The organism is Larkinella knui, from assembly GCF_003858645.1.
Taxonomy (GTDB): domain Bacteria; phylum Bacteroidota; class Bacteroidia; order Cytophagales; family Spirosomataceae; genus Larkinella; species Larkinella knui.
Genome location: NZ_RQJP01000007.1, coordinates 312623 through 333769, shown reverse-complemented (window position 1 = coordinate 333769; position 21147 = coordinate 312623). Strand labels below are relative to the sequence as shown.

The window sequence follows — 21147 nt, the reverse complement described above, 5'->3', positions numbered from 1 at the left end:
CCGGGCATACCGCTATTTTCCTGAGGTTGGTCAGCGCTTGCCGATTCCTGAAAATTAGAACCAGGTAAACCGCCGGCGCACCAACCAGAAAACCCGTGCTTCTGACGTCAATCCTACGTCACTGCCGGAAAATATAAACAAATCCGCCCTACGGCTGGGATTGCCGCACGGGTAGCAGAATGACGAAACGAGCGCCTGGCGGACGGGGCGCGTCCACAGAAATCACCCCTTCATGATTGGCAACGATTTTTTTGCAGATGGCGAGTCCAAAACCGAGCCCGTCTTTACCGGGGTTTTTCCTGTTGTGAATCTGGAAAACGCGCTCACTTATACCGGTTTCTAAGCCGGGTCCATTGTCTTCGTACTGAATCCGGACAAATTCGGTATAATTATACTTACCCGGCAAAGACCGGAAACGGTTGTGTTCAACGAGTTGGGCGGTAATCCTGATTTCAACCGGTGATTGAACGGGCTGCTTCCGAAACTGAACCGAATTATCTATAAGTTGCCGAAAAAGCTCGACGAGCTGCCCGAGATCGGCATCAATGACGGGCAGTTCATTGGTCACCAACCGGATGTCGGACACTTGCCGGTGCTGGCCAACCAACGCCTGGGCTTTCAGTATAGCGTCTTTTAACGCCACGCGGGAAAACCGATGCGGAGACACATCGAGCAGCAAGTAATCCCGCAATCGCCTGATCAGTTCCCGAATTGCATGACTGGCCTGAATGATCTTCCCCAAATACCGGTCGGCTGTCGGCGTGAGTCCCTGAGGCTCCTGCTGTTGCAATAAATCGGCCAGTAACGCTATTTTTCGCAGGGGCTCCTGCAAATCATGCGTAACGAGTTTACCAAACTGAAATAATTCCTGGTTCTTTTGCTGTAATTCAACCAGCTGCTCATCCAGCTGTTGCTGGTGGCGTTCCAGGGCTTGTTTGGCTTCGATCAACTCGCTGTTTTCCCGTAGCGCCTGCTCGGCCAGGTGTTTGGCGTGTAAGATTTCGGCTTCATACTTTTGCCGTTGCCGAATTGGCAGACAGAGGCACTGATGAACAACCGACTCACCCCGGCGCGTTGAGGCTGCGTTCAGCAAAACCGGCAGACTATCGCCATTTTTCATTCGCAGCGTCAAAAAGATTTCCTCGGCTTTGGCCTGCAGCTTGAGCAGGGGAAACAGATGGGTCTGAAAAAAAATCCGGCTGGCAATGGTCAATAGGGCTTCCAGGGGCCGACCGACTACTTCCCCGGGCTCATAGCCGATTTGTTCCAGCAAGGGGCGGTTTATAGCCTGTACAATTCCCTCATCGCTAAAACAGAAATACCCCCCGGGAATTTCATCGAATGACTCCGTGGAACCGGTCATCACAACCCGGCTCCATTTAGAGACTCCTGGAGGTATTCGTTCATGGCCAGAATCGTCTGAAAGGGTGCGCTCAGGTGAGGGCAATGGCCACTGGCTTTGAGCAGCTTAAGCTGGCTATCGGGCAGATGCTGGTGCACGTAAGTTCCCACTTCGATGGGGGCAATCAAATCATCGGAACACTGGAGGATGAGAGCAGGAACGGTAGACTTTGCTAAATCCGGGCGGTTGTCGGATAAAAAAGTAACCTGGGCAAACTGGCGGGCAATCACCGGATCCGTGGAGCAAAAGCTCTGGTTTAGCTCCTCGGTCATGGCCGGTTGGGAAGGATCATTCATCACCATGGGTGCCATAAAATTGGCCCAGCCGATGTAATTCTTCTCCATGGTCACGAGCAGTTCCTGAATGTCCTGGCGATTAAATCCGCCGATGTACCCTGTGGCATCATTGAGATAGCAGGGAGAAGGCCCGATTAGAATCAACCGGCTGAAGCGTTCAGGCGCTTTCAAGGAGGCTAGCAGACCAATCATACAACTGACGGAATGACCAACAAAAATAACATCGGTCAGGTCCAGGGCCGAACAAATGTCCAGCACATCCTGGGCGTAGCCGTTGAGATTGGCATACCGCTCGGCGTTATAGGCGCTGGTTTGGGAAGCTCCCGATCCGACGTAATCAAATAAAATGAGCCGGTAATTCGGCTCGAAGGCCGGGGTAATGAAGCGCCACATCTGCTGACTGCACCCAAAGCCGTGGGCGAACAGCATGGGCTGGGTCCCTTTTCCAAGGACGGTCACATGATTACGGGCAAGTACGGACGTCTTCACGGAGGCATTGGATTGAACCATGAGTCGGCTTTCAACCAGGTGGTGTGTGTAAAGATAAGCAATAACCCAATAGATGGATGATCGCCATCCGAAATGATCGTGGTCCCTTTTTGCCAAATCACAAAAGCGTTCGAGAATCAATTCCCGGCAAATTCTGTCCTAATTCCGGCGAAAAAGGTGTTCTATGGTCAGACGGGTTACAAAGTCGGTTTTATTCCCAGCCTTAAACGGGCGTTGTGAAAACGTTGTAACTTATTGTGTGGCACCATTCCGTACCTTTTAAAAGTGAAGTGAGTAGATCTTATTTAAAAACCAGCTTGCTTTCCGAACGGTCTGCAGTGGCGTCTCCGTTACTTTGACAAATTCCCTCATGAACTCCTCATCCGAAAAGGCAAAACAATCCAGGGCTGAAATCTTTCGATCACTCCATCAGCAATCCGGCCTATTTGTAATTCCCAATCCCTGGGACGCGGGGTCAGCAATGATTTTGGAACGCATGGGATTTCAGGCGCTGGCCACCACGAGTGCCGGCCTGGCCTACTCGCTCGGCAAACCCGACGGTCATGCGTCCGTCACCCGCCAGGAAACCCTGCAAAATGCTCAAAGCATTGTGCAGGCTACTCAGGTACCCGTTTCTGCGGATCTGGAAAATGGCTATGGAGATGAGCCCGCCACCTGTGCCCAAACCATCGCGTTGGCGGCCGGGGCCGGGTTGGCCGGTGGTTCCATCGAAGATGCGACCGGAAAACCGGACCATCCCATCTACCCCTTTGATCTGGCCGTGGAACGGGTGAAAGCAGCCGTAGAAGCCGCCCGAAACCAGTCGCAGCCTTTTATGGTGACGGCACGAGCCGAAAACCTGCTTTACGGCCGGCCGGATCTGAACGATACCATCAGGCGGCTGGTCGCCTTTGCCGATGCCGGCGCTGACGTCCTATTTGCGCCGGGTCTGAAAACCCGTCAGGAAATACAGGCAGTTGTCAAGGCGGTGGCTCCGCGCCCGGTTAATGTGGTAATGGGCCTTTCCGGTGGAGACTTTTCACTGACTATGCTGGAGGATCTGGGCGTAAAGCGGGTTAGTCTGGGGTCATCCTTGGTTCGGGCGGCTTATGGGGCCTTTTTTAAAGCTATTGGGGAGATCAGGCAACAGGGCACGTTTGGCTTTGCTGCCGAAGCGATCCCGTATGCCGACCTAAACCGCCTGTTCAATGACCACCAACGCTAAACCGCTAAACCAGTTGCTGGGCTCCCTCCTGCCCTTTCCCAAAAGTAACAGGAGTTGACTCATTTGTGACAGCCTTTCCGGGCGTTGAAGCCGACCTTTGATTCATTCAAACGGACACAAAAACTAAACTTCATACGCCATGAAAACGCTCATCAAATCCCTGCTCGTTGCCTTTACCTTAACGGCTGTTACCTTCTCGACTTCTTGGGCTGAAAGCAATAAACCCATCGGAAAGCCCAAGAACGCAGTCGCTTTTCAAAGCAGCATGTACACCACCAATGCAGGCAAGGTTCAGATTGCCGTCAATAAACAAACCGGCGGGAAAGTGGAGGTTCGACTGACCAACAGTGCCGGGAAAGAGGTCTTCGTGCAATCGATTGGTAAACGCCAGGAAGCCGCCCGGTTGCGGCTGGATGTCAGCGCCCTGCCCGACGGAGTTTATCAGGTAGCCATCAGCAATGGCGTTGAGACCACCACCCAGGAATTGACGCTGGCCACCACCCCGGTGACCCACGCGGCTCCCCGACTGGTGGCCTTCAACTAAATCTGACTCGTACTTGCTTATACCGAAAAGGCCGATTCCATCTGGAATCGGCCTTTTCGGTATGTCGATTACAAAAGACACCACCCGAGATGAACCCCAATCCGGACGCTGTCCGGCATTTCTGTTTCAATGGCGTTCGAACCTGTTTCTGGCTAAGATAAACCTCCAAAACACGGTCATCCCAACGGGTTCTTGTGCTCCTCTACTGCGTTTACCGGGCGGTTTTGCTCTCCCCATTCCGATAATTGCTGAAGAATCGGCGCTAGGCTTACCCCCAGCGGTGTTAAGCTGTATTCAACTTTCGGGGGCACTTCGGGATAAACCAGCCGACTGATTAAACCGTCTTTTTCCAGTTCCCGCAGTTGCAGGATCAGGATCCGTTCCGAAACCGTCGGTAGGTCTTTTTTGATCTGACTGTACCGCATAGTTCCGTTCACCAGCCGGGCCAGGACCGGGAGTTTCCACCGGCCACCAATTAATGCAATCGTATACGCCATGCCACAGCTCGCATTGAGCAGGGTTTCGTTTTCAAGGTTGGTCGAGCTCTCTTTCCGCATACTTACATTTCTGTTAGTTCTTTACAAATTTAGCAGTATTTACAAATAAAGGGGTTTGATTTTAGTTTTGCAGGCCTAACATGAAAAGCAAAACAAATGGAAACACGGAGTGACAGAGTCGCCCTGGTTACCGGCGGCAGCCGGGGAATTGGGGCCGCCATCGTCCAACGACTGGCCCGGGAAGGGGTACGAGTGGCGTTTACGTATGTCAATGGGAAAGACAAAGCCGAGGCTTTAGTGCGGAAATTAGCCGAAAGCGGGGCAAACGCCTTCGGCTTCCAGGCCGATAATTCCAGACCAGGTGAAATCACAGCTGTGCTGGAAGAAGTAAACCACACCTGGGGGAAACTGGATATTCTGGTCAATAACGCCGGCATCTACATCGGCAAACCCTTTGCAGAACATACGCTGGAAGAGTACGAACAAACGATGGCGGTCAATGTTCGGGCCGTAGTGGAAGCCTGTTTACATGCCGCACGAAGAATGGAAAATTATGGCCGGATCATAACCATTGGCAGCAATATGGCGGATCGGGTGGCCGCTCCGCAAGGGACTCTCTATTCCATGAGTAAATCCGCCCTGATCGGTTTAACAAAAGGCCTGGCCAGAGACCTGGGCCCCAGAGGAATAACCGTTAACTTGGTTCAACCCGGGTCAACCAACACGGATATGAATCCGGAAAACACCGACCATGCCGATTTTCAACGAAGTTTAATGGCGATTCCCACCTACGGAAAGCCCGAACAAATTGCCGACCTGTTGGCTTACCTGATCAATCCGGCTAGCGGTTTTACGACCGGTGGCGTCTTTACGATTGATGGCGGTATGAATTGCTAAGCGCCATTGGTTGCCCGACAAAGCGCTTAGCAGTATTCACGACGAAATGCGAAAAGAATAGAAAGTGGTGTGATTGAAACCGGCCAGTGGCCGGTTTTTTCTATTTCCGAGACTTGCGATCTGGTAATGGTAAACCCTTGAGCCAGGCGGTTGGAAGCAGGCAGGAGTGTTCCGGCGTTTGTCGATTTTACCGCATATACACGCCGATGCGTTCTTCGTCACTCAGCACCACCAGCACGTGTTCGGTCAGCGTGGTCGAGAGTTTGTAGCCAATGTAATCGGCGGCAATGGGATAGCGCTTGTGGTCCCGGTCGACAATAACCGCCACTTTCAGCTTGGTTACCGGTACGTTCAGAAACGGTTGCAGGGCAAAAGCCAGCGTCCGGCCCGAATTCAGCACATCATCGATTACAATGATCGATTTTTGGGTAAAAACCGTCTCTTCCGCATCCAGTTGAACCGGCGGCTGCTGAAGGGTGGTTTTATCCAGCGTAATTTTCATCACCTTGACATTCAGTGGAGAAATCTGCCGCAACACATCAGCCAGCCGTTGCGCCAGCACATGGCCTTCGCCCGAAACGCCAGCCAGAATGACCTCCGATTCTTCAAAATTGTTCTCGTAAATTTCAAACGCAATCCGGCGTATTTTTTGCTCTACCTGTACGCGCGTCAGAATCTGGGTAGTCTCGGAAGTCATAACCGATTAGGGAAGTCAATTGTAAAAATGAAAATTACCCGAAAACGCCGAATGCTCAAAATAAACGAAGCCTTTTCGTAGTTTTGTACCTTTGTTAGCCAAAAGAAGAAAGACAAGAGAGAAAAGACCTCGAATCTCTTTTTCTTTCTTCTTTTGTCTACTCTCTATTGTCTAAAAGTTTATTTATTTCATGATTATCAAAACCAAAAAATACGCCCTCGACCAGAAAACCTACATCAGTCTGGCGATGCGTAGCTGGGTAAAACACAACTGGTACTGGGGCTTCGTACCGCTGGGCCTCATTTTCGTCAATGCCATTCTGAATGTAACGGGTGTTTATCCGAACTGGTGGATTTACCTCGTCATCGTACTGCTGACCATTCTGTACGTTTTGTTCTGGGCCGTACAGTTTACGGGCATTACGCAAATGGAACAGACCAAATCCCTGTTTCAAAAATACGTCTACGAGATTGATAGTCGCCAGATTATGCTGAAACTGAACGCCCGCGAAGGCGGTATCCTGAAATGGGATCAAATCCGGAGCGTCACCAAAGACAAAAATGCCTACGTCATGGTGGTTTCCAACGAGCAGTCTATGAACGGCATGAAAGTGAACTGGTTAGCCAAAATCGTTGCCAAAGGCATGAAAGACGCTCAGTTTCTGTACCTTCCGTATTCGATTTTCACCACTGAAAACGAACTGAAATTCATGGATACGCTCCTGAAACGGAAAGGTTTTTTAGCAGAAGTAGAAAAGCAATAATCAAAAAAACCGGCAGAGTCGAACCGGGATTTTTCAAATCCTGCGCCCAGCTCTGCCGGTTTTCTTATTTTGCCTGGTTGGTAAAATCGACCACCGTTACTTCGTCCAGCCACGGGCCAACGATCTTGCCAAATTCTTTATGAGCCGGATGCGGCAGGTAGGCATCCCGGTCTTTTTCGTTGTCAAATGTCAGAACAAAGGCGTGCGTCAGCCCCTTGTTGAGTTTCTCCGGGCTGTTGTTGGTTCCCCATTTAAAGCCTTTGATCTGTTTGATTTTCGACGGCAGGGCTTCAAAAGCCGCAACAATTTCTTTCACCTTTGCGGGCGTAGCTTCTGGTTTGAACTTAAACAGGACAACGTGCGTCAGATCGGATTTAGTCATTTTGTTCTGGGCGGTAGCGCCGGTCAGCGCGAGGCCAAAAAAGAGAAAGGTGGCAAAAATGGTTTTCATGAAATCGGATTGTCAGTGATTCTGCGGTTGCAGAGTGCTAAAAAAAGGCAATGGCATGCCGAAACTACTGCTACTGTTTTTCGGCATACGGTATGACCAGTTTCTCACCGCGAGCCGCGTAGTTCTTGGTTTTTCCGTTGGCTTTCATCAGCGCATCAACCGTAACGCCGTACTTATCAGCCACTACCCGCAGAATATCACCCGGACCAACGGTATGATAGGCCCGCGCTTTCACCTTCAGCTTCGTCACATCAGCCTTCACCGCATTGTCTTTCAGATCCGGGTTGAGTGCTTTTAACGTATTGATACTCAGATTGTATTTCGTCGCAACGCTATAAATGGTTTCGCCCGGTTTTACAGTATGCGTGATCGACACGCCACCCGCCGGAACCGCAGCTTTGGGTGTTTCTTTTTTCTCTTCTTTGGGCTTTTCTTCCCTGGGTTTCTCTTCTTTCGGTTTTTCCTCAACCGGTTTCTCCTCCCGAACCGGCTTTTCGGCCCGGGCTTCGGCTACCGGTTTGTCGGCAGCGGGTTTGCCCTGAGCCGGGCGTTCTTCCGAATCCAGCGCGGGTTTCTTTTCCACTTCCTTGCCTTCCTCTTCGATGGGCGGTGGGGTGGTCTGCGACAAATCCACCGGTGCATTACGGCTGGATGTATCGATTTCGATGGGTGCGGCCAGTTCGGGTTCCAGCGGCAGCTCAACCGGTTTTTGAACGGTCGTATCCAACGCAACGCTGGTCAGTTCCTCCGACCCTTTGGTATCATCGGCCACATACTCATAGCCGACATACAACAGCGCCAGGATCGTCAGAATCAAAACGGCCAGCGTTATGGTGGGCAAACTTGAACCCTCCGTTGGCCGGGGGTTACGCTTCGCATTTTCAGTTTCCATATTCAAGGTTTACAGTTTACGGTTTATAGTTTATGGCTGGCTGACGCATTCTTATTGGTGCATCAGCCGACCATAAACCGTAAACCATAAACCCGTTAACTGTTTTTTACCTCCTGACTCATTTTTTCCACTTTTACTTTCATATCTTCTTTGTAGGCCTGCAAACGCTGTGCGACGTTTTGGTCGAACGTACCCACAATCTGGGCCGCCAGAATACCGGCATTGCGGGCACCATTGAGCGCCACCGTCGCCACTGGAACGCCCGAAGGCATTTGCAAAATCGACAGCACGGAGTCCCACCCATCGATCGAGTTGCTCGATTTAACCGGCACCCCGATCACCGGCAGCGTCGTCAGCGAAGCGACCATGCCCGGCAAATGGGCCGCACCACCCGCTCCGGCGATGACCACGTTCAGCCCCCGATCCCGGGCGGTTTTGCCGTATTCAACCATTTTTTCCGGCGTGCGGTGGGCCGATACAACATCGATTTCGTACGGCACACCCAATTCTGCCAAAATATCGGCAGCTTCCTGCATGACCTTAAGGTCCGAACTGCTACCCATTATGATTCCAACCATATTTTTAGTTAGGAGTTAGGAGTGAAGCGTGAAGAGTTGGCTGACGCATATAACTCTTCACGCTTCGCTCCTAACTCTTCATTCTTAACTCTTCACTTTTATGATCTCTTTGACCGTTTCGGCTTTTTGCCGAAGCTGGTTTAAATCCTGACTAATAACGGTAATATGACCCATTTTGCGAAACGGGCGGGTAATTTTTTTACCGTAGAGAAATGGAAATACGCCCGGCATCGCCAACAGGGTTTCCATGCCTTCATACCGGGCCGGACCACTGTGGCCGGGTTCGCCCAGCAAGTTGACCATCGCGGCTGGCGATAGAATCGCCGTATCGCCCAACGGCAGGTTCAGAATGGCCCGCCAGTGTTGTTCAAACTGCGACGTAACATTGGCCCGGATCGTATGGTGACCGCTGTTGTGGGGACGCGGAGCTACTTCGTTGACAATGACCTGTTGGTCTTTGGTTAAAAACAATTCGACCGCCAGCAAACCGACGATTCCAAAAGCTTCGGCGGTTTTTCGGGCAATTTCCTGCGCCTGCCGGTCAATGCTTTCGGAAACAGCCGCGGGGGCAAACAGGTATTCAACCAGATTTTGTTCGGGATGAAAAACCATTTCAACCGTCGGGAAGGTAGCGGTTTGCCCCTGCTCGTTACGGGCAACAATTACCGCTAATTCTTTCTCAAAATCAACGGCTTTTTCCAGAACGCCCGGCGCATCGAAGGCTTTTTCCAGATCACTTTCGGAGGCAATCCGTTGAACACCACGCCCATCGTAGCCGTCGCGGCCCAGTTTGTGGAAAGCCGGCAGAAAGTCGGGATTGTCCGCTAAAACCCGCGGTACGTCCTGGCGGTTTTCGGTCAGAATAAAATCCGCCGTAGGCAGGTTGTGCTCGCGGTAAAATTGTTTCTGTGCCCGTTTATCCTGAATAATCCGGATCACCGACGGCTGCGGAAAAACCCGCTTCCCTTCGCGTTCCAGTGCTTCGAGCGCATCAACGTTCACCCGCTCGATTTCAATTGTGAGCACATCGACCTGCTGGCCAAACTGATAGACGGTTTCGTAATCGGTCAATGAGCCTTGCGTAAATGACGTGGCCAGATGCCGGCAGGGCGCTTCGGCATCGGGGTCGAGAATATGGACGATCAGGTTCCAGTCGATTGCGGCCTGAATCAGCATCAGGCCCAATTGACCTCCACCAAGGATACCTATGCGGGCGTTGGGATTGAATGTAAGCATATTTGTAACAATACGTCCGCAAAAGTAGCCCCATTTATGGCTTTGTTCTACTTTTTAATGCACTTGTTTTCCACTTCTTAGCCTGCCTTCGGTCAGTTGCCGGGGCAATTCCTTTTTCTGAAAACCGCCCGAATCGAAACAATTCCAACTCTTCCTGTTAATTTGCACGTTCATACCAGAATCGGGAAGTACCAGAAATACCGTACCGGACAGGGGAATAAAGACAGTCAGCATCCATAAGCCTTTGATTAGTAATGACTTGCTTTATCTCTCACGTCTTACTTTTTCATCTCTAGCGAACTTATGACCGACAAATTATTTAATCAAAAAGACTTAATTGCGTATTTCATTGTAGCGGCTATTGGTGCATCCCTGCAAATTCTGGTGAGTTCGCTGCTGCAGGAGTGGTTTCAGGTTTCGTACGAAAATGGCGTGTTGATTGGGTACGTCTCTTCGTTTTTCATTGGTTTTTTCCTGACCAAACTGCTGGCTTTCAACGCCAAAAACTCGGCCAAAACCCGTCGTGAAATGGTGAAGTTCGCCATGGTTTCGGTAATTTCCTGCCTCATTACCGTCTACGGAGCGTCGGCCCTCTACAACTTCTCGATCAGTCAGCGGGGCATTTATACCTTCACATTACCGGGGTCGGTTAAAACCGTGAATATCAACAAGTTATTCTCCCACACGTTCGGAATGGGGCTGAGTTTCATTTCCAATTACATCCTGCACAAAACCTTTACCTTCAAAAATACCGGTTTTTACGAACGGCTCAAGCTCCTGCTGAATCTAAACTGATCAATCCAGCAACGCCAGAATATCCTCCTTCGTCAGCGATTTCATGAAGTTTTCTTCGGTCGTGATCAGGTCGCTGGCCAGTTTTTGCTTGGAGCGTTGCAGGGCCAGAATCTTCTCCTCAACGGTATTGCGGGAAATGAATTTATACGTAAAAACCGTTCGTTTCTGACCAATGCGGTGAGCACGGTCGATGGCCTGGGCCTCGATAGCCGGGTTCCACCACGGATCGAGAATAAACACATAATCGGCAGCGGTCAGGTTGTGACCCAGTCCGCCCGCTTTCAGTGAAATCAAAAATAACTTGATCGAATCATTTTTTTGAAACAAATCCACCTGCCCCCGGCGGTCCTGGGTCGATCCATCCAGGTAGGCATACTGAATACCGCGCTCCTGTAAATACTGCTGAACAACATCCAGGTGTTTAATGAACTGACTGAAGACCAGAATCTTGTGATTATCGGCCATCGCCCCTTCCAGCCGCATTACCATATCATCCAGTTTGCCGGAATTCCCCTCGTACGTTTCATCGATCATGCGCGGGTGGTTGGCAATCTGGCGGAGCTTGGTCAGCCCCTGTAAAACCACCATCTGCGATTTAGCCATTCCTTCTTCCTCGATGCGCTCCAGAATCAGGTTTCGGTAATACGATTTGGCTTCTTCGTACTGTTTCTCCTGTTCCGGCGACATATCGCTGTAGTGAATGTTTTCCACTTTTTCGGGCAGATCCCGCGCCACCTGCGACTTGTGACGCCGGAGCATGAACGGTTTGATGATGCCGTAGAGCCGCTGTGTTTTCTGCTCGTCGTTCTTTTTTTCGATCGGAATCTGAAATTCGTTGCGAAAAAACGTCTGACTGCCCAGCAAACCGGGATTGATAAACGTCATTTGCGTCCACAAATCCATCGTGCTGTTTTCCAACGGCGTTCCTGTCAGAATGAGCCGGTGGGCGGAGTCCAGTTGCATAACGGCCCGCGTGATGTGCGACGACGGATTTTTAATGGCCTGCGATTCATCCAGAATGATGTAATGAAACCGGTAATTTTTCAGCAGGTCGATGTCGATCCGGACAATACCGTACGAAGTCAGAATCACGTCATAATCGTCAAATTGGGCGGTATTCTTATCGCGGTAGGTACCGGTATAGGCCATCACGCGCAGTCCGGGTGTAAACCGCCGGGCTTCCAGTTCCCAGTTATACAACAGCGACGTCGGCATCACGAGCAGCGTCGGTTCCTTGTATCCGGCTTCTTTCTGAGACTGCAACAGGGCCAGCGTCATAACGGTTTTTCCCAATCCCATATCGTCGGCCAGGCAACCGCCAAACCGGTATTGATTCAGAAATTGCAGCCAGTCGTAGCCCGCTTTCTGATACGGACGCAATTCGCCCTTGAAACCGTCGGGCAGCGGGTGGGCGTTGATTTCTTCAAAACTCCGCAGTTTTTCCAGCTTCCGGCTAATCACCGCCGACGCCAGGCTTTCCTGCTGAAGCTCCTGAACCAGCGCAATGTGGTGCTTGTGAAGCACCAGCCGGTCGCTGTCGACCTCGTGTTCCATAAACGCAAAGAGTTCCGAGTATTTCGTAAACCACGTTTCGGGAATCACCGCAATTTCGCCGTTGGGCAGCGTAAACTCCCGTTTCTTGTTGAGAATCAACGTACGGAGTTTGATAAACGGAATTTCGAATTCGCCGAACTGCACTTTGGCGAAAATGTCGAACCAGTCGCGGGTTTCGTTGATCGAAACCACAATGGACGAATAGCCTAAAAAGTAGCGTTTGGCGTCGTTGGCGTGTTGCGAAATCTGAAACCCGGCTTCCACCAGCAAATTATGATTTTGCTGCAGCCATTCAAAAGCAGCCGCTTTTCCGAGTTTGGAATGGCCATTGTCTTTCAGTTCGAGCCCGTTTTCTTTTAACCAGAAAAGGGTCGATTTCTCTTTCCGGACATCCCGCCGAATCTTGTGAAAAACATAGTCGTCGCCCTTCTTTTCGATGCTGACGTTGGACGAATCCGTGAAACCGTCGTACCGAAATGTGAACTGTCCATACTGAAACAACAGGTCAAAAACCACCTGCGAGTCATCGACGGGCGCGGCATGGGCCATTTCGGTCAGCACGTTGTTCATGCGTTCGCCGGCACCATGGCTGGCCCGGTGCGAGTCGCCGGTCGAACTCGCCTGGTCGAACAGAGCGGGCGTGGCCCGGTGCGCAACGGCGTGTTCCGAAACCGTCAGAACCGGTGCAGGCGGAAGCACTTCGTTCCGGATTTCAAACCCTCTGGCGTATACGTCGTAGGAGGCAATCAGCGGAGCGACGAAACGGTGATAGTACTGATCTTCAATGTTTTTCGGAATAACGATATTCCTTTTTTGCAGAAACGGGCGGAGTTTTTTGCCATCGACATTCTTGTCGAAATGAAATAAGCGCTTCCCAACCATCATCCAGGCCGGATCGTCGCAGATCAGCAGGGCATCCTTAAACTGAAATTCAACGCGTTCGCCCGCGTATTTGATAATCGGAAAATATTCCGTGGCAGTTTCGGTCCGAACAAAATTAAAATAGACGCGGGCCTTCTCCGGCATCCGCTCGACGGACATCCAGGCTGGATTGCCATCGTTACCCATAACGTATAACTGCTTGTCGGCCAGCCGTTCCAGAATCAACGCCCGCCGGAGTTCCAGGTATTCACAAATCCGATCGCGGAGGTCTTTATCCCCTTTTTGCGGGTCGTAGATCTTCAGGAAGAAATCGACAGCCGGTAATTTTTTGGGGTTGAATTTTTTAAGAATAACATCCTGCTGGATTTCGTCGATGATGCGAATCAGTTCAAAATCAGCCTCATCCAGCTCACTGGCGAACTCTCCGGCGTTTTTGGCCGACAAGGTCTGGTTCTGCAACGTCAGTTCACCCCGGGCATTGAGTTGCACGACGAATGCTTCAAACAGATACCCCAGAAACTCGTGTTCCAGAAGTGAATAGACCAGTTGAAACGGTTCCGCAGGAGAGACTTTCATAACACCGTATTAATTACTGCCTGACTACACCAAGCCCGGACATACCGGGTTGATCGTAAAAAATCCCGATTTCAAACCGAACGGCTAAACGTTAAAAAAGAAAGCAAAAAGGATGAATTGCCGTCCGGTTAGAATGAGCAACAAACTCAAATATACGAATAGGCGCAACAAAGGCAAATCTAAAAATCAGGAAGCGAACCGGAACTGATTTTACGGCCTGATAAGACCACATGGACGCGCTGGCGGCCCCGGCCAACCGCCAGCCGCAGGACATCAACCGGGCGGATCAAAACGGCATGTGGCCCAACGAAAAAGGCCCTCACTTCGGTAAGGGCCTCTTTTTGACGTAACAAAAACCCGTTGCTTACGCGTAGGTATTCAGCATCACCGGCATCACCAGCATCAGAATATCTTCGTGTTCTTCTTTATCAGCCGGAATGATTAAACCGGCACGGTTGGGAGCCGACATTTCGAACGAGAGCATTTTGGCGCTCAGGTTGTTGAGCATTTCGGTCAAAAACTTGGCGTTGAAACCAATTTCCAGCGGATCGCCGTCGTAATCGCAAAGCAGTTTTTCGTTGGCTTCGTTGCTGTAATCCAGATCTTCGGCGGAGATCGTCAGCGCGTTGGTTTTGAGCGAAAGCCGGATCTGGTGCGTCGTCCGGTTGGCGTAAATCATGATCCGTTTCAGCGAATTCAGGATGTCCGTCCGCCCAATGGTCATGATGTTCGGGTTGTTGGTTGGAATGGCGTTTTCGAAGTCCGGAAACCGCTCGTCGATCAACCGGCAAATCATCTGCGTCGATCCGGCGGGTGATCCGGCAAACGTAAACGATGCGTTCGACTGGCTAAACTCGGCTTTTACCGGAGCTGCTTCGGGCAGTGATGCCTTCAGCAACGTCAGGGCTTTGCGGGGAATAATCATCGACGAATCGCTGGGCGAATTGATATCCGTCCGGCGGTACCGTATCAGCCGGTGACCGTCGGTGGCCACAAACGTGGCGCTTTCGGCGGTCAGTTGCAGGTAAACCCCCGTCATGGCCGGACGCAGGTCGTCGGTGCTGGTGGCAAAAACCGTATTGTTGATGGCGCTCAGTAAGGCATCCGACGACAGTTCGACCGTCAGGCTGCGGTTGACCGTCGGAATTTTCGGGAAGTCGATCGGATTTTCGCCCGACAGTTTATAGCGGCCATTGTCCGTCAGAATTTCGGTTCCAAACGTTTCCGTATTGACGTTGAACGTGATGGGTTGTTCGGGCAAACCGCGCAGGGTATCCAGCAGCAGCTTGGCCGGAATGGCAATGGCCCCCTTCTCCGACGACTCGACGGCAATGTTGGTGATCATGGTCGTTTGCAGATCGGAAGCGGTAACCGTCAGGATATCTTCTTCCAATTTGAACAAAAAGTTTTCCAGAATCGGCACAATCGGGTTCGTTGCCACCACACCGTTGATGGCCGAAAGTTGCTTGAGTAATACGGAGGAGGAAACGATGAATTTCATAGTCAATTTTGTTTGGGGCCAAAAGTCCAATGAGAACAAAAGTAGGAAAAATAGTCGAAAGTTAAGAGGTTGTTTCGCAGAGTTTAGCGGAGAAAAGCAGAGTTCCGCGGAGTTTTTTTTTATTAACGCTGCTTACCTCTAAATTTCTCCGCTAAACTCTGCGAAACAACCATTCCCGCGTTCACGCGTACTTTCTCCGGCGGGCGATTTGCCAGATAACGCCCACCAAACCCACTAAAACGACCGGTCCGAGAAGGTTCAAAAGCTGCCACGACAGACGGTCTTCCCGCAGCCGGATTTTATCCAACGGTCTCAACATCACCTGTTTGGTGCGGGCGGTGATGATGCCGTTGTCGTCCAGCAGATAATTGACGGCGTTGACCACAAAATCCTTGTTGGCAAAGGTGTTTTTCGAGAATCGCTCGTAGCCCAGCGGATACGGCGCGTTAGTCCGGTAATTGATGTCGTTGATGAGCAGATCGCCGTCGGAACAAACCACAATTTTGGTGGGTTGGCCCTGGGCTTTGAAAGCCGCAGCCCGCGGATCGCCGGGCAGAATGCGGTTGGTATAGAGCGACTGAAACCGGCCCTCCAGCAGACAGGCAATCATCTTTACGCCGTTATTGTAGGTGCGCGGATCGGGTTGCTGACGCGCTTCGTTGTAGCTCACCAGGGCCGGTGCTTTCAGGATTTTGGTGTATTGCGAGGTCATCAGCAGGGGCGTTTTTGCGATGCCCGCAGCCTGCACCGTGTCGAGCGTGCTGGTAAACCGGGTGTAAATCGCATCCAGATTCCGGACAATCGGGCTCTTTCCGAAGGTGTTGATCAACGGGAAAAACCGCCACGGCAGCATCTGAACGTTCGGTTTGTCGCCCATGTCGCCCACATTCAGCGGAATCATGGCGCAGCTTAAATCCTTGATAATGTCGTTGTTGACCCGGATGCCCCAGCGAAAAAACAGGTCGTTCAGGTTCAGATCGAGCGGCTGGGCGAAGGTCCCCTCCCGCCCGACGCTGTCGATTTTCAGCCCATCGACAAAAAACAGCGCCTTGCCGCCATTCACCACAAACTGGTCGATTTTGTATTTGTCGGCTTCCGAAAACGCACGGTCGGGTTTGGGCACAATCAGCCCATCGAGCCCCACCAGATCGCGGGAATCCTGCAAATTGATCAGCTTGATGTCGTAAAACTCATTGAGGGTCGCCAGCAGATCCGAAAGCCGCAGCGGTTCGACGTTGGTGTAGGAAACTGCCACGCCCAACACTTTTTTCTCCTTGATGGTCAGCCGCCGGATAGCCGACGCCAGTTCGTATTCCACGTTTTCAATCGACTGATTCAACTGCTCTTCCGACGAATTGGAGCGGTTGCCCCGCAGCAGCAAAACCGGCTGTTCGCGGCCTTTGTAAGACACCAGGGCCCACGGAAAAATCAGTTGTTCGGTGCGCTGGTTGCCTTCCCGGTTAAAATTGAGATTGGTCGGCGCCAGTCCTTTCTGAATCAGTTGCGTTTGCTGTTCCGCCCTTTTTTTGGCGTCCGGATTAGCGGTTGGGTCGATAAACCGGTACGTCAGATTTTTCCCGGAACGGGCCTGAAACTCCGATAACGTTTCCCGAATGCTGGTTTCCAGCCGCTCGAAAGCCGGTGGCAGGTTGCCTGTCAGGTACACGTTGACGTGCACATCGTCGTCGAGGTTTGTTAGCAGATTTTCGGTGGCTTCCGACAGCGTATAGCGGCCTTCTTCCGTCAGATCGATCCGAAAAAACAAAAACGATGACAACAGATTGACAACAACTAGAACGGCGAGAACAAGGCCGAAACGAAACACGAATGACTTCATACCTGCGTAAAACGCTGAAAGCGGTTAAGTTGTGCGAAAGTAGGACAAAAAATGACCGCAGGTATAATCCGATCTCCGCTAAATTTTCAACGCTGGCGTAGGGGTAACACCGGGTATAGCGGTCTTAGGTTCGTAAACGACAGACTACTGAATCATGACCACGAAGAAAATCCACACCCTCCTGTTTCTATTTTTGCTGGAACTGCCCGGCGCATTCGGCCCGGTTCTGGCCAGCGCCAACGAGTTTCCGGTGCCTCCATCGGCCCCCAACCGGCTGTTTTACATTCAGCGGAGTAACGACATCAATACCGTGATTTACGAAGCGAATGTAACCGCCGGTCGGCGGCTCGATGCAAACGAGCCCGTGAACGTCTACTGGATTCGCTACGCCGAACGTGGCCAGCGTGAGTCACTGTCGCTGATTCAGTGGAAACTGGCGTACGGTTATAAACACAAGGCTTCAACGTGCAACGACAATTGCTTTGAAATTCAGCTGAATGCGTTCAAAAAACGCACGATCTGGGTCGACGTCCAACAGGGAAAACCGCTGGCATTGACGCTAATTAACGGACGAAAAGCGTGTTTACAAAAAGTCTTTGTCCAGCTGGAACCGGGTTCCGGCCTGATTCCGAAAGTACTATACGTCGAACTGTTTGGCATCGATCCGGTGGCCGGAATACCGGTGTATGAACGGATGCTGGTGTAGATCCGAACGGCGGGTATAACCGCTTTTGCCAGAATGTAAAACCCGCCTTTAGGCTCGGGCTTTACATTCTTACTTCTTTAGCGCATGCCGCTGATTTATTTCTCCACTATAAACCGGAAGGTTTGACGGCCGTAGTGATCCATTACCCGTACCAGATAAAGTCCATTGGCCCAGGATGACGGGATAGGTACTTTCAACTGACCGGTTTCAGCCGTTGTCTGATACAAAGCATGCCCCTTAAGATCTACAATCTGGATCGTGGCGGCTTTCTCTAAGCCCAAAATTGTCAGCACATCACGAACTGGATTTTGCCGGATAACTAATTCACCATTTGCACGAACGATGATGCTTTTTATCTTGGAGGTTGTAAAGCGTCCATTCGTATCGGTTTGACGAAGCCGGTAATAATTGATGCCAATCGCCGGGGTGGTATGCACAAATGAATAGGTATGAATTTGCTCCGTTGTTCCGTTACCATTGACACGGCCGAGTGCTTCAAACGAGTTGCCATCAAGGCTGTACTCAATCAGAAAATAGTCGTTGTCCACTTCCTGAGCGGTTTCCCAGCTTAACAGAGCCGTATTGTTTTTCTCTTTGGCATCAAACCGACTCAGGGTAACGGGCAATACGCTACAGGGCGCAGGAGTTAGTGTGTACGTCTGCTGGTCGGTATTAACCGGGTTGCTGCTATCCGTTACCCGCATTTTTACGCTAACGGCCGTACCACTGGCGTAGGTAAATGAAGGCGTTAACTGGTTTAAGATCTCGAACGTGCCATTCCCATCCAGATCCCAATCAAAGGTGTAAGGACCGGTGCCTCCGGTTGCTGTTCCACTAAATGCCACTGTCTGAAATGGGTTGCTGCCCTGACAGGAAGCCGCGTTCGTAAAATTGCCGATCAAAGGAGCCTCTACCAGCGGTAACTCGGTATTATCACTGAAACATTTGGGGTTGAGGGATGAACAGTTTAAGTTGCCTGGCTGGCAAAATGTATTCAAATCCCTTTGCTGATTTCCCCACGCGATCAACACAGAATTCAGCGTGACAGTGCTACCGCAGGTATAGGTGATGGGTAGGCATTTTGTAACCAGACCCTGGTCCAATGTTTCCGAATAGCACTGGGTGAAGCTATAGGGCGTGGAATTAATCGTGTACTGTATCGCCATGTAAAATCCGTAGCGGGTACTTGACGCTACGTTAAACTCAATACACAAGTTGGCCGATACCGATGAGCCTGGTGTGCACGAATTTGATAAAGGGCCACCAGACGGAGCCGCGATATAGGTTTTTTGAAACTTAATGTCACCGGATGTACATTGATTACAACTTAATGGTTGTGCATACATCGATATAGAAACAATTAAAAATAAGAAGGTGAGTAAACAGCGACTAGACAACGACCGACAAAAAGCCTTACTCAAGCGAACAGAGAGTCCAATAAAAGAAAAATTCATAGAAATTATTGTTAGACAGAGAGTTAAGCGTCAAAATTAGGCATTTTTTACGAATGTTGAAAATATCATTTCACTCAGGCAGGCTATAAATCGGAAATGAATCAGGAGAAATGAAGACTGGTTGCGGTCAAAACCAGTTTAGATATTAGCCGCTTATCTTTGCGGTCACGATCAAAAAAATCATTTTAAGTAATGCAACAAACGTCTCAACCCGACCCCGCTCTCATTACCCGACACTTGCGCGCCATGTTTGGCTCCCGGTTGCTGATTGCCGCCGTTCAGCATCTGGCGGTTTTTGAAGAACTCAGTAACGGCCCGCTTTCGCTTACCGAACTCCGCAACCGGATTGGGCTGAAAGAACGCCCGGCCAACGTCCTTTTCCCGGCGCTTTGTGCAATGGAACTGCTGGACTACACGGAAACCGGTGCGCTTCAGGTCACGGAACTGGGCCGGTTTTTAACGCAGGCGCAGACGCCCAATGTGATCGGGTACGTAGGGCTGGAAAAGAACGATCCGGGCGCGATCGAAATGGCGGTTCGGCTACGAAACGACGGCCCGCTGGATGTCTCGGGCGGTATTTCCTACGTGAAAGAGGGCGAGGGTCCGTCGCCGATGGATGATGCCGAACTGAGCCGCCTATTTACACTGGGCCTGGCGGGGCGCGCTCAGAAGCTCGCGCCGATTGTCGCCGGAAAGGTGTCGAAAAGCGACGGTCATCTGCTGGATGTGGCGGGTGGCACCGGTTTTTATACGTACGAATGGCTGCTGGTCAATCCGGCGGCAACGGCAACGATTCTGGACCGCCCGGCCGTGTTGGCGGTGGCCGCTGAGTTGCTCGAAACCTTCGCAAAAAGTGGTCGTCCGGGGACCGAAACCATCAAAGAACGGGTGAACTTTCAGCCCGGCGACATGCTGACGGATGATTTACCGCAAACCGATATTCTGCTCGCTGCCAGCCTTTTCCACGACTGGCCGACCGAAACCTGTCAGGTACTGGCCAACCGGTTTGCGGCTGCCATTCGCCCCGGCGGGGAATTGTGGGTTCATGATGCGTTTCTGAACGATGCAATGGATGGCCCGCTGGCCGTTACCGACTACTCCGCCCAATTGTTCTGGGGCACCAAAGGCCGCTGCTACAGCCGCAAAGAATACCGCACGTGGTTTTCAGAAGCCGGATTAAAGCCAACCCATGACAACATTCCAACCCAGATGGATTACGGTTTGATCTGGGCCCGAAAAGAATCTACCTCCTACTTATAGCCTGTTTCCAGGTCCAATCAGGCGTAAAAAGCCCGTAATTCCGCGCTGGCGGGGTTGCGGGCTTTTTGTTTATAAATAATTAAGGTCATCATTAGCAAGTATTGTGAAATAATGCTATTTATGGGAATAATTATATTTATTAACGAAATCATATGATAAAATGTATGAAAAACCTCTCCAACATTCAATTGGTGGCTACTGATTATTCCAATGAATTCAGTGTTCTGGTCGTAGAAGACAATCTCAATCATCAACTTATCCTGCATTATTTACTGCGGCAGCAAATCAAAGGGGTGCTGCCAGTTGGGGCCACTTCGGCTTCACAGGCACTGGCGTATCTCAGGAACTGTCACGCTCAAAATACCAGAATGCCCGCCATGATTCTGATTGATTTGTATTTACCCAACCGGGGTGATGGCTGGAAATTGTTACGAAAAATCCGTTCGCACGCCAGGTATCGATCCATTCCCGTCGTTATAGTCAGTGCATCAGCGGAACTGTCAGACATTGAACAATCTTATCACTTTGGAGCTAACTCCTACATTGTCAAACCATTAACTATGGAAGGATGGCAGGATATTCTTCCGGCTATTGCTCAACTCGTTTGAACATAGA

The 21147-nt window shown here is 50.9% G+C and carries 20 protein-coding genes; 8 read left to right on the top strand and 12 right to left on the bottom strand.

Annotated features, from left to right (window positions below):
* Positions 1 to 148 precede the first annotated feature (148 nt).
* Both EHT87_RS29865 and EHT87_RS29860 read right to left on the bottom strand, forming a co-directional pair.
* The gene (locus EHT87_RS29865) at positions 149 to 1363 is read right to left on the bottom strand and encodes a sensor histidine kinase (RefSeq protein ID WP_148096044.1); all 1215 of its coding nucleotides are present in this window, start codon (positions 1361 to 1363) and stop codon (positions 149 to 151) included.
* Positions 1363 to 2187, bottom strand: a complete 825-nt coding sequence (locus tag EHT87_RS29860) for an alpha/beta fold hydrolase (RefSeq protein ID WP_124910444.1) — start codon at positions 2185 to 2187, stop codon at positions 1363 to 1365. The genes EHT87_RS29865 and EHT87_RS29860 overlap by 1 nt, the downstream gene beginning before the upstream one ends.
* Positions 2188 to 2557: 370 nt before the next feature.
* Here EHT87_RS29860 and EHT87_RS29855 point away from each other — a divergent pair, with 370 nt between their 5' ends.
* Entirely contained in the window at positions 2558 to 3412 is an 855-nt protein-coding gene (locus EHT87_RS29855) for an isocitrate lyase/PEP mutase family protein (protein ID WP_124910443.1), read from the top strand.
* Between the two features lie 139 nt (positions 3413 to 3551).
* Positions 3552 to 3956: a T9SS type A sorting domain-containing protein gene (locus EHT87_RS29850; RefSeq protein WP_124910442.1), complete on the top strand. Its 405-nt coding sequence runs from the start codon at positions 3552 to 3554 to the stop codon at positions 3954 to 3956.
* Positions 3957 to 4132: 176 nt separating this feature from the next.
* Here EHT87_RS29850 and EHT87_RS29845 read toward each other — a convergent pair whose 3' ends face one another.
* Positions 4133 to 4513, bottom strand: a complete 381-nt coding sequence (locus EHT87_RS29845) for a winged helix-turn-helix transcriptional regulator (protein WP_124910441.1) — start codon at positions 4511 to 4513, stop codon at positions 4133 to 4135.
* Between the two features lie 96 nt (positions 4514 to 4609).
* Between EHT87_RS29845 and EHT87_RS29840 the strand changes: the two genes are divergently transcribed.
* A complete protein-coding gene (locus EHT87_RS29840) occupies positions 4610 to 5350 on the top strand; it encodes an SDR family NAD(P)-dependent oxidoreductase (RefSeq protein ID WP_124910440.1) in 741 nt (246 codons plus the stop codon).
* Positions 5351 to 5537: 187 nt separating this feature from the next.
* Here EHT87_RS29840 and EHT87_RS29835 read toward each other — a convergent pair whose 3' ends face one another.
* Positions 5538 to 6047: a phosphoribosyltransferase family protein gene (locus EHT87_RS29835; protein ID WP_124910439.1), complete on the bottom strand. Its 510-nt coding sequence runs from the start codon at positions 6045 to 6047 to the stop codon at positions 5538 to 5540.
* Between the two features lie 190 nt (positions 6048 to 6237).
* On the opposite strand from EHT87_RS29835, the gene EHT87_RS29830 reads away from it, so the two are divergent.
* On the top strand, positions 6238 to 6810 hold the full coding sequence (locus tag EHT87_RS29830; protein ID WP_124910438.1) for a YcxB family protein: 573 nt from the start codon (positions 6238 to 6240) through the stop codon (positions 6808 to 6810).
* Positions 6811 to 6874: 64 nt separating this feature from the next.
* On the opposite strand, the gene EHT87_RS29825 is transcribed toward EHT87_RS29830, so the two are convergent.
* From EHT87_RS29825 to EHT87_RS29810, 4 genes are all read right to left on the bottom strand, one after another.
* Positions 6875 to 7192: a Dabb family protein gene (locus EHT87_RS29825; protein ID WP_229321489.1), complete on the bottom strand. Its 318-nt coding sequence runs from the start codon at positions 7190 to 7192 to the stop codon at positions 6875 to 6877.
* A 139-nt stretch (positions 7193 to 7331) separates the two neighbouring features.
* Positions 7332 to 8153, bottom strand: coding sequence for a LysM peptidoglycan-binding domain-containing protein (locus tag EHT87_RS29820; protein ID WP_124910436.1), 822 nt, complete (start codon positions 8151 to 8153; stop codon positions 7332 to 7334).
* A 95-nt stretch (positions 8154 to 8248) separates the two neighbouring features.
* Positions 8249 to 8731 (bottom strand): 5-(carboxyamino)imidazole ribonucleotide mutase, encoded by a 483-nt coding sequence (gene purE, locus EHT87_RS29815; RefSeq protein ID WP_124910435.1) that lies wholly within the window; start codon positions 8729 to 8731, stop codon positions 8249 to 8251.
* An 84-nt stretch (positions 8732 to 8815) separates the two neighbouring features.
* A complete protein-coding gene (locus EHT87_RS29810; protein WP_124910434.1) occupies positions 8816 to 9967 on the bottom strand; it encodes a 5-(carboxyamino)imidazole ribonucleotide synthase in 1152 nt (383 codons plus the stop codon).
* 303 nt (positions 9968 to 10270) lie between these two features.
* On the opposite strand from EHT87_RS29810, the gene EHT87_RS29805 reads away from it, so the two are divergent.
* Positions 10271 to 10762 (top strand): GtrA family protein, encoded by a 492-nt coding sequence (locus EHT87_RS29805; RefSeq protein WP_124910433.1) that lies wholly within the window; start codon positions 10271 to 10273, stop codon positions 10760 to 10762.
* Here EHT87_RS29805 and EHT87_RS29800 read toward each other — a convergent pair whose 3' ends face one another.
* The 3 genes from EHT87_RS29800 to gldG form a co-directional block, all read right to left on the bottom strand.
* On the bottom strand, positions 10763 to 13774 hold the full coding sequence (locus EHT87_RS29800) for a DEAD/DEAH box helicase (RefSeq protein ID WP_124910432.1): 3012 nt from the start codon (positions 13772 to 13774) through the stop codon (positions 10763 to 10765). It abuts the gene before it with no gap.
* 364 nt (positions 13775 to 14138) lie between these two features.
* Positions 14139 to 15275, bottom strand: coding sequence for a DNA polymerase III subunit beta (dnaN, locus tag EHT87_RS29795; protein WP_124910431.1), 1137 nt, complete (start codon positions 15273 to 15275; stop codon positions 14139 to 14141).
* A 181-nt stretch (positions 15276 to 15456) separates the two neighbouring features.
* A complete protein-coding gene (gene gldG, locus EHT87_RS29790) occupies positions 15457 to 17112 on the bottom strand; it encodes a gliding motility-associated ABC transporter substrate-binding protein GldG (protein WP_124910430.1) in 1656 nt (551 codons plus the stop codon).
* Between the two features lie 154 nt (positions 17113 to 17266).
* On the opposite strand from gldG, the gene EHT87_RS29785 reads away from it, so the two are divergent.
* Positions 17267 to 17818: a DUF4833 domain-containing protein gene (locus tag EHT87_RS29785; protein WP_124910429.1), complete on the top strand. Its 552-nt coding sequence runs from the start codon at positions 17267 to 17269 to the stop codon at positions 17816 to 17818.
* Between the two features lie 95 nt (positions 17819 to 17913).
* On the opposite strand, the gene EHT87_RS31480 is transcribed toward EHT87_RS29785, so the two are convergent.
* Positions 17914 to 18663, bottom strand: a complete 750-nt coding sequence (locus EHT87_RS31480) for a T9SS type A sorting domain-containing protein (RefSeq protein ID WP_185716384.1) — start codon at positions 18661 to 18663, stop codon at positions 17914 to 17916.
* A gap of 801 nt (positions 18664 to 19464) precedes the next feature.
* Between EHT87_RS31480 and EHT87_RS29775 the strand changes: the two genes are divergently transcribed.
* Positions 19465 to 20532: a methyltransferase gene (locus EHT87_RS29775; protein WP_124910427.1), complete on the top strand. Its 1068-nt coding sequence runs from the start codon at positions 19465 to 19467 to the stop codon at positions 20530 to 20532.
* A 164-nt stretch (positions 20533 to 20696) separates the two neighbouring features.
* Positions 20697 to 21140: a response regulator gene (locus tag EHT87_RS29770; RefSeq protein WP_185716383.1), complete on the top strand. Its 444-nt coding sequence runs from the start codon at positions 20697 to 20699 to the stop codon at positions 21138 to 21140.
* The last annotated feature ends 7 nt before the right edge of the window (positions 21141 to 21147 follow it).

Excerpts from the sequence above, each read along its gene's own strand:
- EHT87_RS29865 (WP_148096044.1), bottom strand. The coding sequence starts at position 1,363 with ATGACCGGTTCCACGGAGTCATTCGATGAAATTCCCGGGGGGTATTTC.
- EHT87_RS29855 (WP_124910443.1), top strand. The coding sequence starts at position 2,558 with ATGAACTCCTCATCCGAAAAGGCAAAACAATCCAGGGCTGAAATCTTT.
- EHT87_RS29850 (WP_124910442.1), top strand. The coding sequence starts at position 3,552 with ATGAAAACGCTCATCAAATCCCTGCTCGTTGCCTTTACCTTAACGGCT.
- EHT87_RS29845 (WP_124910441.1), bottom strand. The coding sequence starts at position 4,513 with ATGCGGAAAGAGAGCTCGACCAACCTTGAAAACGAAACCCTGCTCAAT.
- EHT87_RS29840 (WP_124910440.1), top strand. The coding sequence starts at position 4,610 with ATGGAAACACGGAGTGACAGAGTCGCCCTGGTTACCGGCGGCAGCCGG.
- EHT87_RS29835 (WP_124910439.1), bottom strand. The coding sequence starts at position 6,047 with ATGACTTCCGAGACTACCCAGATTCTGACGCGCGTACAGGTAGAGCAA.
- EHT87_RS29830 (WP_124910438.1), top strand. The coding sequence starts at position 6,238 with ATGATTATCAAAACCAAAAAATACGCCCTCGACCAGAAAACCTACATC.
- EHT87_RS29825 (WP_229321489.1), bottom strand. The coding sequence starts at position 7,192 with ATGACTAAATCCGATCTGACGCACGTTGTCCTGTTTAAGTTCAAACCA.
- EHT87_RS29820 (WP_124910436.1), bottom strand. The coding sequence starts at position 8,153 with ATGGAAACTGAAAATGCGAAGCGTAACCCCCGGCCAACGGAGGGTTCA.
- purE (WP_124910435.1), bottom strand. The coding sequence starts at position 8,731 with ATGGTTGGAATCATAATGGGTAGCAGTTCGGACCTTAAGGTCATGCAG.
- EHT87_RS29810 (WP_124910434.1), bottom strand. The coding sequence starts at position 9,967 with ATGCTTACATTCAATCCCAACGCCCGCATAGGTATCCTTGGTGGAGGT.
- EHT87_RS29805 (WP_124910433.1), top strand. The coding sequence starts at position 10,271 with ATGACCGACAAATTATTTAATCAAAAAGACTTAATTGCGTATTTCATT.
- EHT87_RS29800 (WP_124910432.1), bottom strand. The coding sequence starts at position 13,774 with ATGAAAGTCTCTCCTGCGGAACCGTTTCAACTGGTCTATTCACTTCTG.
- dnaN (WP_124910431.1), bottom strand. The coding sequence starts at position 15,275 with ATGAAATTCATCGTTTCCTCCTCCGTATTACTCAAGCAACTTTCGGCC.
- gldG (WP_124910430.1), bottom strand. The coding sequence starts at position 17,112 with ATGAAGTCATTCGTGTTTCGTTTCGGCCTTGTTCTCGCCGTTCTAGTT.
- EHT87_RS29785 (WP_124910429.1), top strand. The coding sequence starts at position 17,267 with ATGACCACGAAGAAAATCCACACCCTCCTGTTTCTATTTTTGCTGGAA.
- EHT87_RS29775 (WP_124910427.1), top strand. The coding sequence starts at position 19,465 with ATGCAACAAACGTCTCAACCCGACCCCGCTCTCATTACCCGACACTTG.
- EHT87_RS29770 (WP_185716383.1), top strand. The coding sequence starts at position 20,697 with ATGAAAAACCTCTCCAACATTCAATTGGTGGCTACTGATTATTCCAAT.